This window comes from Pseudomonas sp. A-RE-19 (genome assembly GCF_019956555.1).
Lineage (GTDB): Bacteria > Pseudomonadota > Gammaproteobacteria > Pseudomonadales > Pseudomonadaceae > Aquipseudomonas.
The window spans coordinates 18,017-33,009 of sequence record NZ_JAHBDQ010000009.1; the positions used below are offsets into that span (position 1 = coordinate 18,017).

At 55.8% G+C, this 14,993-nt stretch carries 12 protein-coding genes; 8 read left to right on the forward strand and 4 right to left on the reverse strand.

Going from position 1 to position 14,993, the window contains the following annotated elements:
• Positions 1 to 332: 332 nt before the first annotated feature.
• The 3 genes from KGB14_RS06780 to KGB14_RS06790 all read right to left on the reverse strand — a co-directional run bounded on the left by KGB14_RS06780 (position 333) and on the right by KGB14_RS06790 (position 5,769).
• On the reverse strand, positions 333 to 3,356 hold the full coding sequence (locus KGB14_RS06780; RefSeq protein WP_223485073.1) for an EAL domain-containing protein: 3,024 nt from the start codon (positions 3,354 to 3,356) through the stop codon (positions 333 to 335).
• Positions 3,344 to 4,363: a substrate-binding domain-containing protein gene (locus KGB14_RS06785; RefSeq protein WP_223485268.1), complete on the reverse strand. Its 1,020-nt coding sequence runs from the start codon at positions 4,361 to 4,363 to the stop codon at positions 3,344 to 3,346. Before KGB14_RS06785 ends, KGB14_RS06780 begins: the two co-directional genes overlap by 13 nt.
• A gap of 464 nt (positions 4,364 to 4,827) precedes the next feature.
• On the reverse strand, positions 4,828 to 5,769 hold the full coding sequence (locus KGB14_RS06790) for a LysR family transcriptional regulator (RefSeq protein WP_223485075.1): 942 nt from the start codon (positions 5,767 to 5,769) through the stop codon (positions 4,828 to 4,830).
• Positions 5,770 to 5,935: 166 nt separating this feature from the next.
• On the opposite strand from KGB14_RS06790, the gene KGB14_RS06795 reads away from it, so the two are divergent.
• The 7 genes from KGB14_RS06795 (at position 5,936) to KGB14_RS06825 (ending at position 12,368) form a co-directional block, all read left to right on the forward strand.
• Positions 5,936 to 7,276: a cation:dicarboxylate symporter family transporter gene (locus KGB14_RS06795; RefSeq protein WP_223485077.1), complete on the forward strand. Its 1,341-nt coding sequence runs from the start codon at positions 5,936 to 5,938 to the stop codon at positions 7,274 to 7,276.
• 12 nt (positions 7,277 to 7,288) lie between these two features.
• The gene (locus KGB14_RS06800; protein ID WP_223485079.1) at positions 7,289 to 7,849 is read left to right on the forward strand and encodes a carboxymuconolactone decarboxylase family protein; all 561 of its coding nucleotides are present in this window, start codon (positions 7,289 to 7,291) and stop codon (positions 7,847 to 7,849) included.
• Positions 7,850 to 7,859: 10 nt separating this feature from the next.
• Complete coding sequence (locus KGB14_RS06805; protein ID WP_223485081.1) at positions 7,860 to 8,678, forward strand: SDR family NAD(P)-dependent oxidoreductase; 819 nt, start codon at positions 7,860 to 7,862, stop codon at positions 8,676 to 8,678.
• Between the two features lie 63 nt (positions 8,679 to 8,741).
• Entirely contained in the window at positions 8,742 to 9,686 is a 945-nt protein-coding gene (locus tag KGB14_RS06810) for an amidohydrolase family protein (RefSeq protein WP_223485084.1), read from the forward strand.
• A gap of 24 nt (positions 9,687 to 9,710) precedes the next feature.
• Complete coding sequence (locus KGB14_RS06815; protein ID WP_223485086.1) at positions 9,711 to 10,649, forward strand: SMP-30/gluconolactonase/LRE family protein; 939 nt, start codon at positions 9,711 to 9,713, stop codon at positions 10,647 to 10,649.
• Positions 10,650 to 10,678: 29 nt separating this feature from the next.
• Positions 10,679 to 11,470 (forward strand): substrate-binding domain-containing protein, encoded by a 792-nt coding sequence (locus KGB14_RS06820; RefSeq protein WP_223485088.1) that lies wholly within the window; start codon positions 10,679 to 10,681, stop codon positions 11,468 to 11,470.
• A 16-nt stretch (positions 11,471 to 11,486) separates the two neighbouring features.
• Entirely contained in the window at positions 11,487 to 12,368 is an 882-nt protein-coding gene (locus KGB14_RS06825) for an alpha/beta fold hydrolase (RefSeq protein ID WP_223485090.1), read from the forward strand.
• Positions 12,369 to 12,505: 137 nt separating this feature from the next.
• Here KGB14_RS06825 and KGB14_RS06830 read toward each other — a convergent pair whose 3' ends face one another.
• On the reverse strand, positions 12,506 to 13,801 hold the full coding sequence (locus KGB14_RS06830; protein WP_223485092.1) for an MFS transporter: 1,296 nt from the start codon (positions 13,799 to 13,801) through the stop codon (positions 12,506 to 12,508).
• A 259-nt stretch (positions 13,802 to 14,060) separates the two neighbouring features.
• Between KGB14_RS06830 and KGB14_RS06835 the strand changes: the two genes are divergently transcribed.
• Positions 14,061 to 14,939: an alpha/beta fold hydrolase gene (locus KGB14_RS06835; RefSeq protein ID WP_223485095.1), complete on the forward strand. Its 879-nt coding sequence runs from the start codon at positions 14,061 to 14,063 to the stop codon at positions 14,937 to 14,939.
• Positions 14,940 to 14,993: the final 54 nt, after the last annotated feature.

The window sequence follows — 14,993 nt, forward strand, 5'->3', positions numbered from 1 at the left end:
CCGAAGGCTGGCTTGTCTGGATAGATGCAGGGGGCGTTGTGGTTGAGCCGTCTCAAGGTGCCGTCTTCGAGACATAAACATCAGTCATCGTTTTGTAACCTTCCGATAGCAATACTCTAGCCATTCAACGCCTGCTGTTTTTTCTGCTGCCACTTCAGGCAGCTTTTTTTTGCCCGATGATTTTGGCAGCAGCTTTGCCAGCTTCGGTCAGCCCGGCGGGCTGGGTGATGTCGCGCTCAACCGGCTCCGCCTGTGGCGGCAACAATTGCCTGGCCCGGCGCCCTCCCCTGAACTACAGGGTTCTGCCGTAAAACGGTGCCAGCTTGCCGAAGTCATTGATGCCCGGGCATTGGACTGCTTGGGCGTTTTACATCGCGTTTTCGCCTTACCGAGTCAGGGCTCGCAATACGGCTCGGTTGAGGCAATCGGGGCGTACGCAGTAACAGACTGATTTCATCGCAGCTGACCGCTTTGCTGAAAAAGTGGCCCTGAATTTCATCGCAGCCGTTTTCACGCAGGAAGGTTTGCTGCGCTTCGGTTTCGACACCTTCGGCAATGACCTTGAGGTTCAGTTTGTGCCCCAGCGAAATCACTGCGGTGGCGATGGCTTTGTCGTTCTCGTTGTCGGGCAGATCGCGCACGAAAGACTGGTCGATCTTGAGTCTCGCGATCGGGAAACTTTTCAATGCCGCGAGGCTGGAGTAGCCGGTACCGAAGTCGTCGATCGAGAGGCTGATTCCCATTGATTGCAGTTGCTTCATTTTGCTGATGGCTTGCTGAAGGTCTTGCATGATCAGACTTTCGGTCAGCTCCAGCTCAAGGTACTTCGGGTCCAGTCCGGTTTCTTGCAAGGCATGCATCACCCGGTCGATCAGGTCCCTTTCAATGAACTGGCGTGCTGAAATATTCACCGACATGGTGATCGGCGGACAGCCCGCATCCTGCCAGTCTTTGTTCTGTCTGCACGCGGCATGAATCACCCAGTCGCCGATGGGCACGATCAACCCGGTCTCTTCGGCCTGCGGAATGAATTTGATTGGAGACACCATGCCGAGCTCGGGGTGCTGCCAGCGGATCAGTGCCTCTACGCCGATAATCTGACCTGACTGCAAATCCACCTGTGGCTGGTACAGCAGCAGGAACTCGTCATGGTTGAGAGCGTTTCGAAGCCCGTCTTGCATGGCGAGCTTGCCCTGATTCTTGTTATTCATCTCGCTCGTATAGAACTGGTAACTGTTGCGACCCAGCTCCTTGGCCCGGTACATGGCCGCGTCCGCGTTGCTGAGCAACGTGTCGGTATCGCCGCCGTCTGCAGGATAGGTGGCCAACCCCATGCTGCAGGTGACATGGAGTGTATGTCCGCTGAGCTGAATCGGTTGCAGGATGGCTTCCTGGATTTTGTGCAGGGCTGGAGTCACGCCGTCGAGGTCTGAGGGCTGGTCGAACAGGATGATCACAAACTCGTCGCCACCCAGTCGCACGACGGTGTCGGTGCGGCGCACACACTCCAGCATGCGCTGGGCGACGGTTTTCAGCAGTTCGTCTCCGGCACTGTGCCCAAGGCTGTCATTCACCAGCTTGAATTTGTCCAGATCAAGAAACACCACCGTCACCAGCCGGTTGTAGCGCTGCGCATAAAGTATTGCCTGCTTGAGACGGTCTTCGAGCAGTGTGCGATTCGGCAACCCGGTCAGTGCGTCATGGTCGCCCATATAGCGAATGCGCTTTTCGGTCAGTTGGCGTTCTATCGCAATGCCGGCAAGAGGTGTCGCCATGTCGATCAGTCGCGTCTCGGTCGAGCTAGGGCTGCGTATGGTGTTGGAATACAAGGCAAACGTACCCAATACCTTTCGCTCATGGGACAGAATCGGCGTCGACCAGCAGGCGCGAAATCCATAGGGCGCAGCGGCTGAACGGTACTCCTCCCACAGCGGATCCAGCTCGATATCCGTGACGATGACCGGCTCTCGTCGATACACCGCGGTGCCACATGAACCGACGTTCGGACCGATCGCAATCCCGTCAATGAGCTGGTTATAGGCTTTCGGCAAGCTGGGGGCCGCCCCGTGCAGCAGGTGCTTGCCATCCTCATCCAGCACCAGGATGGACACCATCATCCCCTCCAGTTGCGACTCGACCAGGTGAGCCAGGCTGTCGAGGACTTCTGCAAGCTCGGTGCTCCTGGCGATCAGCTCCAGGACATGACCTTGTCCGGCACGGATGACGGCTTCTTGCTCTAGTCGGTTGTTTTGCACGGCGAGCCGCTCTGTGGCGATACTCAATTGGACGGTTTTTTTTTCCAGCTGGAGTCGGTCTTTGAGGAATTGATTCACCGCGCGAGCCATGTTGCCGATCTCGTCCTTCCCGTGTTCGGCCATCATCAAATGCGTTTTGTCAGTGTGTTCCTGACGCAATTGCCGGCTTATTTCATTCAGGCGCACGAGCACATGACGGCCCATGAAGACCCGGGTCACGAACCAGGCGAACACCAGGCTGGCGCCCAACATGATCAACACCCATTGCTGGCTACGATTTGAGGCCTCGACCAGGCGCTGCACGGCTTCGCGATACTCTTCGGTGTAAGCATTGGATTGCGCACGGGCCACCGCGACCAGAACCCCGGCCTCATCCTTCAGTTCCTCATTGAAGCGCTGTATCACGTTGTGCTGATTGATGAGCCTCAGTCGCAGGGAAAAGAGATCGGGCGTCTGCACATCAGCCTCGGGTAACTTGCCTGCGGTGCGTGACAGGCGCTCATATCGGGTCCGCAGCCGTTGCACGGCATCACTGTCAACAGCCTGCGGCAGATCGAAAAGTAACACCGCCAGTTCCAGGCTGGCCCGGGTCTGGGTCGCGGTTAACCGGGCGGAGTGATCCTCCAGGGCTTGTTCGAAGGTGACCTCGGTTTGCAGCAGGCTTTCTCGCAGCTGCGCAACGATGTTGGCGGTATTGCGGAACATCTGACTCGACTGATGCATGTCGAGTATCGCCACGCCACTGTTCGCGGCAGTCAGCTGCTGCACCAGTTGATCAAGGGCTTCAAGCTGTTCGACGGTCGCCGCGTAGCTTGCACGCAGGGTGTCGGGGGAGCGGGTTGTCAGAAGCTGATCGGTCTGGTGTTCGATCAGCAAGGTACGCTGCAGCATGTCTTGCCCATCTTGCATGCGGACCAGTCGTTCATCCGTCAGCTGGCGGGTGGCGCTGTTTGACGTGCGCAACGCGTAGACCGCAGTGGCACCACCCGCCAGGATCAGCAGCGCCAGCGTCAGAAACGCCAGTGTGAACTGTGCGCGCAGCGATTGCGGCAATAGCTGGCGTCCGAGCCGGGAAGTAACGTCCACTGTCAGGGGTTCCATTGATGGCGATAGATGTCTCGATAGCCATTGTCAGGGTCGTACTGGAATTTCTTCCCGCCGTCGAAGGCGATATTGTCGGCATTGACCAAGTGAATCGGTGCTACGAAGCCGCTCACCGGCTGACCTGCAAACAGCCGGTTCAATTCATCCATCACTTGCCAGCCATGCAGGTTGAGCGGCTCGGCCACGGTGACGGTCTGGTAGGTTTTTGCCTGTATGCGCAAGAAAGCCGAAGCGCTGCCATCACCGGCAGACAACAGACTGATGCCGTCGCTGGGTATTGCGGCGTTGGTCAATGAGGTAATCGAGTAGTCGAAATAGATATCGTTGATGGCCAGCGTGTGGGTCCAGCGCTTGCCATAGCGCTGAAGCAGCTCCTTGGTGATCGCCGGCATCTTTTCGCCACTTTCGGAGATCGCGACATCGCGCACTTCCAGCAACGTACATTCCCGACAGCCCCGAATGACATTTTCCATGGCCTTGGCTTTCGCCATGGCGATGCTGAACCTGGAGTCGGTCAGGATGACCACGCCGGCGTGTCCGTTTGACTGCGCCACTGCCGCCATGGCCGTGAGGCGAGCCACTTCGAGCGGGTCGGTCGTGACATTCATGGCCACCGGCGTGCCGTCAATCGGCCCGGGGTGTGCCCCGGCGTGCCAGCCAACCACCGGCACATCCCTGTTGGCGAAGAGGATCAGCGCCGCATTGTTCTCAAGGGCATCGGAGCCGCACAGAATGAGGCCGTCGGGTTTCGCGGCCAGGGCATCGGAAAAGGCCTTTGCGCGCCCGGCCGATGACCCGGCGCCATCGAATATCTTCAGCGTCCAGCCCATCGCCTTGGCTGCCTCGCGAGCGCCCTGCGCAACACCGACAATTCCTCCATTACGCAAATCTTCTGCGACAAAGGCGATGTTCTTGCCCCGCGGCGCTTGCGGGCCGGATTCAGGGCCGCTCCAGCGAACGGCTTCGAGGGTGGCCCTGGAAACGATTTCCTGCGCTTGAATCACCGTAACCGTGGCGTTTTCGCCACCCGCTTCGGCTGGCAGGTTCTGGCCGTATCCGGGAGTTGCCGCGAAAAGACAGGAAACCGTAATTGAAGCCACCCAGAGTCGCCAAGTTCGATCACCGCATGTGATGCCGGGTCTGGAGCCGATAACGCGATCATAGTCTGGCATGGCGTCCCTTTTTGCCAAAGAGTGCAGCGTTCACTATCCGAAAGGATAGTCGGTTCTGCCGTCATCAGGTCTTTTGTGGGTAACGTGCGCGAACTTTAGTCCTGAACATTCAGGAAATGGGACAGGGTCCTTGGCACAACAAAAGGACGAAGGCCAATTGCATCGTTGACTACATTGAGTGGTTTTACAAGGCTTCGACTTTGCATAAACACCAGGCAAAAAAAAGGCGCCCGCAGCGCTTTTGTGTTTCTGGAACGTCTCGACAGAGCTTTACCGACGCGCAAAGCTCAAAAAACTTATGTTGTATGTCCTTCCCTGGAGAGCCAAAGGGTCGCCTCTTTCCAAGCTCCAGTGGTAACAAGCTCTTCCAGGGTCTCCAGCAAAATCTTTTCCCAGCTGAGCGCCAAACGGCTGCTGCGACGGTCTTTGAGCGTTGTCAGTGAAACAGTCGATCGGATCCCCGGTCGTTCAATGGCGTGTCCAACCAATGTTCCTTTTGCGACATCCTCTTGAACCGCCGCATGCGCAAGGATTGAATACCCCATTCCTTCGGCAACCAATCGCTTGGTCAAGCCCACGCTGTCCACGTCAAATATGACGTTGAGCTGGAAACCATTCTGTGCCGCCACCTGCTCAATCAGCCGACGATTGCTATGGGGCAATCCCGGAAGGATCAATGGGAACTCCGCAAGCCCCGTTATGCGAACCGACCTCGAGATCTCACCGGGCGGCCCCACCAGCACCATTCGTTCACTGAATAACGGTCTTACATCGAAAGCCTCTAGCAATGGTTGGTTGTAAACCACGGCTACCTGGATGCGTCCGTCCAGCAGCCATTCTTGCAAGGAGGTGCTTAATCCTTCCAATACATGAAGTGAAGCTTTTGGCCAACGTTCGTGAAAACGACGAATAAGTTGTGGGCCCACGATGGTTCCGATCGCAGGAGGCAGACCTATCGCCAGATGACCACGCTCCTCAGCTGCACTGTTGCGAACATGGTCAGTGGTTTCTTCCATATAACGCAGCATGACTTCAGCGCGTTCGAGCAATCGTGATCCTGCAGCGGTCAGCTCGACACCTCGTCCATGGCGAATAAAAAGTTCGACTTGAAGCTGCTCCTCCAGTTTGGCGATCTGCCGGCTCAACGCTGGCTGGGCAATGAAAAGCTGTTTAGCCGCCCGACTGAAGCCACCGCACTGGGCGACCTTAACAAAGGAACGAAGCTCTCTAATATCCATCACGCTCACCATGCCGTACGAGCATAGCTTTTTATCAAAATAAGGTTTTTGTGCCTAGCCTTAGTTTTTTCTATGCTCCCAACAGATACCTCGAAACCGGGGACTGGCCATCTCCGTGTGCAACATCACAAGAACAATTACGCCCGATATAGGGCGAGGAAATGCCATGAATCAGTTGAAGAAGCTCCACGTGCAAGTGCTGATAGCGCTTGTTGCTGCGGTTGTACTAGGGTTCGCGGCGCCTGAATGGGCCATGGCCATGAAGCCCCTCGGCCAAGCGTTTATCGCGCTGCTGAAGATGATGCTCGCGCCGATTGTCTTTGTGACGCTCGTGCACGGCCTGACCCATGTCCAGGACATGCGCAAATTGGGCCGTCTGGGCATCAAGTCGCTTATCTATTTTGAAGTCGTCAGCACCGTTGCGATGCTCATTGGCTTCGTACTCGTGAACGTCGTTCAACCTGGTGTAGGTCTCCACGCGACGGGCATGAACGAATCAAGCGAAGCGATCAAGGCTACCGCTGCCGCTGGCAGTGTCTCCATGGTCAACTATCTGCTGGGGCTTATCCCGCACACCCTTGTCGATGCTTTCGCCAAAGGGGACATCATCCAGGTTTTGATCATCTCTGTTTTGGCTGGTATTGCGATCAACCGCGTTTGTGGCCCGGACTCGGTTGCTGTAAAGGCGATTGGTGAGGCGCAGAGCATCCTCTTCAAAATGCTCAGCTTCATCATGAAGTTGGCCCCTCTGGGTGCATTCGGAGCCATGGCAGCCGCGATTGGCAGCTACGGCGGCGACACGCTGCTCTATCTTCTGAAGTTGATTGCCGTTTATTACGCTGCTTCGCTGATCTTCGTATTCGGTATCCTGGGGTCGATCAGCTGGTCGATTGGCCTACCGTTCGGCAGCGTTTTACGCCTGATTCGCGATGAAATCCTGCTGGTGTTCGGCACGGCATCCGGTGAAGTGGTATTTCCGCGTTTGATTGAAAAACTCCAGCGCAGCGGCTGTGATGAGGTCGTTGTCGGCTTCGTACTTCCAGCCGGCTACAGCTTCAATCTCGACGGCACTGCGATTTACATGGCCGTTGCGATCGGTTTCATCGCACAAGCCACCGACACGCCTTTCTCTCTGTTACAGCAGCTCGGCTTGCTGGCAATCCTGAGCATTACTTCCAAGGGCGGCACCACCGTTGCAGGCGGCGCTTTCATCAAACTGGCCGCCACTCTGCAATCGGTGCAAACCCTGCCGCTGAGTGGTCTGGGTCTGCTGTTCGGTATTGACCGAATCATGGCTACCGCCACTGCGCTGACCAATATCGTCGGCAACACCATTGCAGTATTTGCAATTGCCCGGTGGGAAGGCGCGTTCACCCCTGCAGACTTTGAGCGCGAAACAGGCCGCAAGCCGAGCCGCAGTCTGCTACGTCCGCCTGTGATCGCAGCATCACGTGAGACTCCGCATGAGCCTACCCAGAAACCCCAAATTCAGTCCCAGCGCTCCTGACAGGAAAGCCCCATGAATCGTCTGCCCCCTATTGACCCGAACAATCTCAGCGATGCGCAACGTCCTGTTTACGACCGCATTGCCAATGGCCCGCGCAAAGGCGTACGAGGCCCACTGGCTATCTGGCTTCACCGCCCCGAGCTGGCCGAATGTGCCCAGGCACTGGGACGTTACTGCCGCTACGACACGTGTTTGGAACCGCGCCTTTCGGAACTGGCGATATTGATGATGGGCCGTCATTGGCTGGCCGAATACGAATGGGCCGCACACAAGCCCTTCGCGCTCGAGGCGGGTCTGGCGTCGCACATCATCGACGCTATCCGCGATGACCAGCAACCAGGGTTCGAAAATGCAGATGAAGCGCTGGTGTACCGCTTCGTTCGTGAATTACACGCTCAGCGTGGAATTAGCGACGCGCTCTACCGCGAATTTATCGATTGCCTGGGTACCGACGCGGCTGTCGACCTGGTCGGTATTGCCGGCTATTACACCCTGATTTCAATGACTATCAAGGTGTTCGAAGTTCCGCCACCGGCTGGCGCGACTCCCGAACTGCCAACCACTATTAACTGAGGATTGCACCATGACCGATATTCTTCCCACCAGTGACCGTCTCAAAGACAAGGTTGCTATCGTCACCGGCGCCGGTTGTGTTGGCAGCGGTTGGGGTAATGGCCGTGCTGTAGCCGTACTTTTCGCCCTCGCTGGCGCTAAGGTTTTCGCGGTCGACCGCGACCTCAACGCAATGGAAGAAACCTTGGGCCGCATCCGCGAAGCTGGCGGTGAGGTGACTCCGTTTGCCTGCGATGTAACGGATAGTCAGGCTGTCGCCGCCATGGTCGCGGCCTGCAAAGAGACCTATGGCACGGTCGATATTCTAGTCAACAACGTCGGCGGTTCCGCTGCCGGTGGCGCTGTCGCTTTGGCTGAAGATAAATTCGATGCTCAGATCGCCCTCAACCTCAGAAGTGTCTACCTGACCTGTAAGCATGTACTGCCTCTGATGGAAGCACAGAGCAGCGGTTCGATCATCAACACCGCATCAACTTCCGGCATCCGTTGGACTGGCTCAGCGCAAGTGGCTTATGCAGCGAGCAAGGCTGGCGTGATACAGCTGTCTCGCGTCACCGCTGTGGAATATGCCCCTAAGGGCATCCGGGTGAACACCGTTGTGCCGGGCCAGCTTCATACACCAATGGTAGAGGTGCGCCTGGCTGGACAACGCACGGGCGGCGATGTCAGCAAACTGCTCGACACGCGTCTGGCACGCATTCCGCTGGGATTCATGGGTGATGGCCGAGACACAGCCTTTGCCGCCCTTTACCTGGCCAGTGATGAGGCCCGCTTCGTCACCGGGACGGAAATCATCGTCGACGGTGGCATGACCGCCCGCTGCGACTGATTCGCCACAAGGGCTTCGCAGATCGAAGCCTCGTCCTTCTACAAAAACAAGAGTCAATCGACGATGGACGACCTATCCCCCGTTCAGGTGGCGCGCCGCCTGTTCATTAAGCAAACCGTGATCACCGCAGCCGGCATCAGCTTGGTCGGCGGTACGTTTGATCAGACTCTCGGAGCTACCGTGTCCACTTCATCCAAGCCATCGAGTGTGTGGGATTGCCATACCCATATCTACGGCCCTTGGGATCAATTCCCTCTCCCGGCCAATGCAGCCTATACGCCTGAACCAGCACCCTTCCCTGAGCTGCTGGCCATCCATGAGCGACTGGGTATCAACCACGGTGTGCTGGTGCAAGCAGCGCCTTATGGCACTGATCACTCCGCAATTCTGGCAGCAATCGCTAACAGTAAAGGACGCTACCGTGGCGTCGGAATTATCGATGAAGACACAACTGACGCCCAGTTGCAGATTCTCCACGACGGTGGCTTGCGCGGTATTCGTTTCAACCTGATGGGGCATTTACCCGGTGCACGGGATCCACAAAAGCTACGGCGTTTGGCTGAGCGTGTGGCGCCCCTGGGTTGGCATGTCCTTGTCCATGGTGAACTGCAAGACCTGCTGCCCTTCCTAAAGGCTTGGGAAGACCTCGCCACGCCTCTGGTGATCGACCATATGGCGCGGCCCGACCTCACCAAACCGATCGACACCACCATGATGAACGAACTTCGATCTCAACTGGGTCGCTCCAATCGATGGATCAAGCTCTCTGGAATCGACCGCGCCATGCAAGGTGCCGCTGGGCCTTGGCCGCAGGCACTGGATCAAGTTCGAGGGCTGTTGGAGTGCGCGCCGGAGCGAGCAATCTGGGGATCGGATTGGCCTCACCCAAACATCAAAGGCCCCGTGCCGAGAGACAGCGATCTACTCGATTTCATTCTGCAAGTTTGCGACAGCCCTGCTTTGCAGAAGGCCGTACTGATCGACAATCCGGCTCGCCTTTACACCTGAACTTCAGTCACCGCAGGAGATGAAATGATGGACGAGATTTCATGGCGTCCCAGCACCCGCGTGCCCGATCCCGCTGTACGGGAATTAGATCCGCGTTTCGCGCACTATCGACTTGCTCACGCGAAGGTGGAGCGTCTGGGAGGCGGCCTTCGATGGGCTGAAGGCCCGGTATGGTTTGCGGACGGTCGGTTTCTACTATTCACAGACTTGCCGAACGATCGAATCATGCGCTGGGACGAAGCCACGGGTGTCATAGGCGTGTTCAGGCAGCCCGCTACGCAAGCTAACGGGATGACCCGCGATCGCCAGGGCCGGTTACTTATATGTGAGCACGGTGGGCGTCGCGTCACCCGTACTGAATACGATGGCAGTATCACCGTGCTGGCCGATAGCTTCGACGGCCAACCGTTGAACTCACCCAATGACATCGTGGTGAAGTCGGACGACAGCATCTGGTTTACCGATCCGCCATTCGGACTGATCAGTGACTACATGGGACGCCAGGGAGCCCCTTCGCTTCCGGCAAACCTTTACCGCCTGGATAAGAGCGGATCACTCCACTGCGTAGCGGAAGATCTTGAGGGCCCGAACGGCCTGGCGTTCTCTCCCGACGAACGAACCCTTTACCTGGTCGAGTCCAGGGCGCGTCCTCGCAGAATCGTTTCCTACAGCGTCGACGAAGAAGGTCAGGTCAGCAATCGTCGTGAACTGATCGATGCGGGGACCGGGCTACCTGATGGTCTGCGTATTGATGTCGACGGCAACCTCTGGTGTGGCTGGGGGGCGTCGGAACCCGGCCTCGATGGAGTACGCATCTTCGCGCCTGACGGTACGCCTATCGGTCACATCGACCTACCGGAACGTTGCGCCAATTTGTGCTTCGCAGGGCCACGCGGAAATCGCCTGCTGATGACTTCAACAACTTCTCTGTATTCCCTGTTCGTCAACACTCGCGGCGCCTGAAAACGGCGTCACTCTCTGAAGGTAGTCCTATGAAAAAAATAAAAAACACCCCGCTGTTGCTCTCAACAGGTCTCGCCAGCTTGCTCACATTTACTCAGATGGCTGGAGCCACCGAGTTGAAAATTATTGCCAGCGGCGCCCTCAAGGGAGCCATGGCACATATTCAACCCGTATACGAAAAAGCCAGTGGCAACACCCTGACTATCAGTTGGGGGCCTTCAATGGGCGAATCACTCGAATCGATTCCTCAACGTATCAAGCACAAAGAGCCAATGGACTTGGCCATCATGGCTGATGAGACACTTGATCTGTTGTCACCTTCTGGCGCTTTTGACCTTGCTACACGTCGTGAAATCGCTGACTCACGCATCGGGGTGGGTGTACCTCATGGAAGACCACATCCGGATGTTTCCAGTGTGTCGTCGCTTAAATCAGCGCTTCTGAGCGCTGACAAAATCGCTTATTCCCAAGGGGCTAGCGGCGTATTCATTCGCACCGAGTTGTTCCAGCGTCTGGGCATCACCGATCAGGTCAAGGGAAAGACTGTGGAGATCCAAGGCAAGGAGCTAGTGGGTACGGCTCTGGCACGCGGAGATGCGGACATTGGCATGCAGCAGGTTAGCGAATTGAAAGTCACGCCTGGCGTTGACTACCTGGGGCCGCTTCCCGATGAAGTTCAAAAGGTCAGTCGCTTCAGTGCAGCTGTTGCACAACAAACCAATAACACCACAGCGGCGAGTGAGTTCATCGCTTTCCTCATCAATCCTGCTACCCGTCAACTGTTAGTAGAAAGCGGTCTTGAGCCTGCGAAATCCCACTAAGTCCAGGAGAACAACAATGAAAACCATCTCGCGCTTTTTATTCGGAGCAACGCTAAGTCTGGCTGCCGCAATTGCAATGGCCAGCACGCCCGCCCTCAAGCAGGAGGTGGTGCGCTATGACAACGTGCAAATTGAGGTCAACTCCCAAGGTGAGGGGCCTGTCATCGTGATGCTGCCATCGCTGGGTCGCTCCGGTCGCGATTACGATCAGGTTGCCAATTACCTCCAGGCTGACGGGTTCCGGGTTGTAAGACCAGAACCGCGAGGCATTGGTCAAAGCAAAGGGCCTATGGATAACCTTTCCGTACACGATTTTGCTCGGGACGTTGCGGCTGTAGTCGATCATGAAAACAAAGGCCCGATAGTCGTTGTCGGCCATGCTTGGGGCAACTTTGCGGCGCGCATGCTGGCCGCTGATCGCCCCGACCTGGTTCGCGGAGTGGTGATGGCTGCTGCATCAGCGGGGAAAGTGCCACCGGGTTCAACTGAAAAGCCAATCAATGCTGAGATGCGCCAAGCAATTGATGGTGCCGGCGATATGTCCCTCTCTGAAGAACAGCGGCTTATCTATCTGCGCAAGGCATTTTTCGCCCCCGGCAACGACCCGACTGTGTGGCTCGGCGGTTGGCACGATGAAACTCACAACGCAGAATCTCATGCTCGAAATACCACTCCCGTAGATGACTATTTCGCTGCAGGCACAGCACCGATACTCGATCTACAAGGTGAGTCAGATACCGTCGCACCACGGCGATTCTCTGGAGTGCTCAAAAGCATGCTCGGTGATCGCGTTCAGATCGTTGTTCTCAAGAACGCAGGTCATGCCATGGCGCCGGAACAACCCAAAGCCATGGCAGATGCGATTTCTGTTTTTGCCAAGGCTCAGTACGCCAAGTAAAACTGGCTACTTGAGAAATGAAACAGGCGCCAGTTAGGCGCCTGTTTTTTGTTTGCCCGTCAGCTCATTTATCGTGAAAAGCTTTTCGGCGAGTCATGTGAGCAGAGAGTTCCTGATCCACAGACGACGGCTTGTTGTTACCTTTCCTTAACAACCAATTTCAGGATGATCGTCAATACAGTGGCCAGGCAAAGCATTGCTGCCATAGCGATCAATCCAGCGTTGAAAGAGTTGGTCAGATCTTTCAGCCAACCCACCGCGAGTGGGCCAACCAAACCACCGAGACTGCCAACGGCGTTGATGAATGCAATGCCTCCTGCCGCTGCCTGTTTGCTTAGAAAAGTCGCAGGGATGCTATAGAAGCAAGTGCGCACGGAACTCAATCCAATCAACGCAACCGTCAGGCCAATCAATGCTGGTAGGAGATCACTGTAGACGACCGAGAAAATGAAACCCGCTGCGCCTGTTCCACAGGTGATTGCCAAGTGGAGAATATAGCGCCGCTTCCGAGCCAAAATCCTGGCCCACAAGAGCATGGCAACGCTGGCAATCAAGTATGGAATGGCTGAAATCCAGCCGATTTGGATAGTGCTCAGATTATGGCTTTTGAGGATTTGGGGTAACCAGACACCGATGCCCAAAATGCCAATGATGTAACAGAAGAGGATTGCCGCTAACAGCCAAACCCGCTTATCCGCGATGGACTGACGGAAGCTGTGCGAGCCCTTTGCTTCATGCTCGGCATCCAATGCCGCTTGAAGTGCCTGGCGCTCCTCAATGGTTAACCAGCGAGCGTTGGCCGGTCTATCAGCCAGAAGCTTGAGGCAGAGAAGTCCAATGAAACATGCCGGCAAGCCCTGAAGAACCAGCAACCACTGCCAACCGGCAAAGCCGCCAAGCCCATCTAATGCCAGCATAGCGGCCGACAACGGCCCACCAATTACTGACGAAATCGGAATGGCAAACAGGAACCACGCCATAACCTTCGTGCGGTACTGAATGGGGAACCAAAGTGAAAGAAAAAAGATAACGCCGGGGAAGAATCCCGCCTCGGCGATACCTGCTAGCAACCGAATCGCTGCGTAGCTGGTGGGGCCTTGAGCAAACGCAGTACCTGCAGCAAACAGGCCCCATGTAATCATGATTCTTGCCAACCATCGGCGAGCGCCATAGCGATAAAGCGCAAGATTGCTAGGAACTTCAAACAGGCAGTAGCCAATATAAAAAATACCCGCAGCAAATCCGAACTGTGAGGCTGTCAGGCCTAAATCGTCGTTCATCGTCAATGCAGCAAAGCCGACATTAGTTCGATCCAGATAGTTGAAAAAATAAGCGATTGCCAAGAGTGGAATTAACCGAATCGCCGCCTTACGACAGGCTCGAGCCTCAACTGATTCTCGTAGCGGTACTTCTAAAGTCGATATCGTTGACATCACGTTCCCATTATTTTTGTGGTCAGAGACGCCTCAGCATATGGGAGTAATTTCTTGGAGCGCCAACACCTTTAAACCATAGGAATCCATAGCCCTGAAGCATGGCTTCGGCAAGTAAGCACCTGACATTCAACAGCCCATACCCAATAAACATAACAAGCCATTACGAGAAGGTATTTGATATTTACATGCGTACGAATAGTCTCGTAAAGGCGTCCCCGCCACGTTTCGTTGCTTAACAAAAATAAAAGGTCGTCCTATGCGCTCCAGAAAATTCTTAGCGTCATTCATACTTGTCGGTTTTTTCGCCAATAATGCTTCGGCAAACTCTTGGGATTCTGTTCATACAATTACTGCGGAGAAAGGTGAAGTACATATCGAGGCGTTAGACCAAGGCAAAGGGAAAGCGATCGTCATCCTGCCTTCTAAAGGACGCGGCGCTCACGATTATGACGAGGTGGCACGTTACCTGGCCGACGATGGATATCGTGTTATACGTCCGGAACCTCGTGGTGTGAACGGCAGTAAAGCGCCGATGGATACACCGACGTTGCATGATTTTGCTGCAGACGTTGCCTTGGTCATGGATCAGGCAAAAACAGGGCCCGCCGTCGTGGTTGGGCACGCTTGGGGGAGCCAACCTGCTCGCGTTCTGGCGGTCGACCGCCCAGATCTGGTCAAAGGAGTTGTTCTTGCCGCAGCTTCGATCGGCAAACTTCCGCCTGGATCATCGGAAAAACCCTATGGCCGTATGCTCGAAGCCATCAAGGGAGCGGGCAATTATGCGTTGCCAGAAACCAAGCGAATCGAATACCTGAAACAGGCCTTCTTTGCGCCTGGAAATGATCCTCGCGCCTGGCTTACCGGATGGTATGACAAGACCCATCAAGCCCAAGACCACGCTCGGGACACTACTCCCATCGACAGCTACTGGTCTGCAGGTGCGGTTGTGCCCATTCTGGATCTACAGGCGGAAAAGGATGCGGTCGTAATCCCAAACATCTTGAAGTCGATGCTTGGAGACAGGGTTGAACACAAAACTATCGCGGGTGCAGGACACGCCATGGCCCCGGAACGCCCCCGTGAAATGGCAAACGCCATCGCTCTGTTTGCAAAAAAAGTTTACGAGGCACCCTGAACTCTAAATAACTCAGGGGCTGTCGTTACAGTAAAGCGCTTGTACTCAAACCGC

Excerpts from the sequence above, each read along its gene's own strand:
- KGB14_RS06780 (WP_223485073.1), bottom strand. The coding sequence starts at position 3,356 with ATGGAACCCCTGACAGTGGACGTTACTTCCCGGCTCGGACGCCAGCTA.
- KGB14_RS06790 (WP_223485075.1), bottom strand. The coding sequence starts at position 5,769 with ATGGATATTAGAGAGCTTCGTTCCTTTGTTAAGGTCGCCCAGTGCGGT.
- KGB14_RS06795 (WP_223485077.1), top strand. The coding sequence starts at position 5,936 with ATGAATCAGTTGAAGAAGCTCCACGTGCAAGTGCTGATAGCGCTTGTT.
- KGB14_RS06800 (WP_223485079.1), top strand. The coding sequence starts at position 7,289 with ATGAATCGTCTGCCCCCTATTGACCCGAACAATCTCAGCGATGCGCAA.
- KGB14_RS06805 (WP_223485081.1), top strand. The coding sequence starts at position 7,860 with ATGACCGATATTCTTCCCACCAGTGACCGTCTCAAAGACAAGGTTGCT.
- KGB14_RS06810 (WP_223485084.1), top strand. The coding sequence starts at position 8,742 with ATGGACGACCTATCCCCCGTTCAGGTGGCGCGCCGCCTGTTCATTAAG.
- KGB14_RS06815 (WP_223485086.1), top strand. The coding sequence starts at position 9,711 with ATGATGGACGAGATTTCATGGCGTCCCAGCACCCGCGTGCCCGATCCC.
- KGB14_RS06820 (WP_223485088.1), top strand. The coding sequence starts at position 10,679 with ATGAAAAAAATAAAAAACACCCCGCTGTTGCTCTCAACAGGTCTCGCC.
- KGB14_RS06825 (WP_223485090.1), top strand. The coding sequence starts at position 11,487 with ATGAAAACCATCTCGCGCTTTTTATTCGGAGCAACGCTAAGTCTGGCT.
- KGB14_RS06830 (WP_223485092.1), bottom strand. The coding sequence starts at position 13,801 with ATGTCAACGATATCGACTTTAGAAGTACCGCTACGAGAATCAGTTGAG.
- KGB14_RS06835 (WP_223485095.1), top strand. The coding sequence starts at position 14,061 with ATGCGCTCCAGAAAATTCTTAGCGTCATTCATACTTGTCGGTTTTTTC.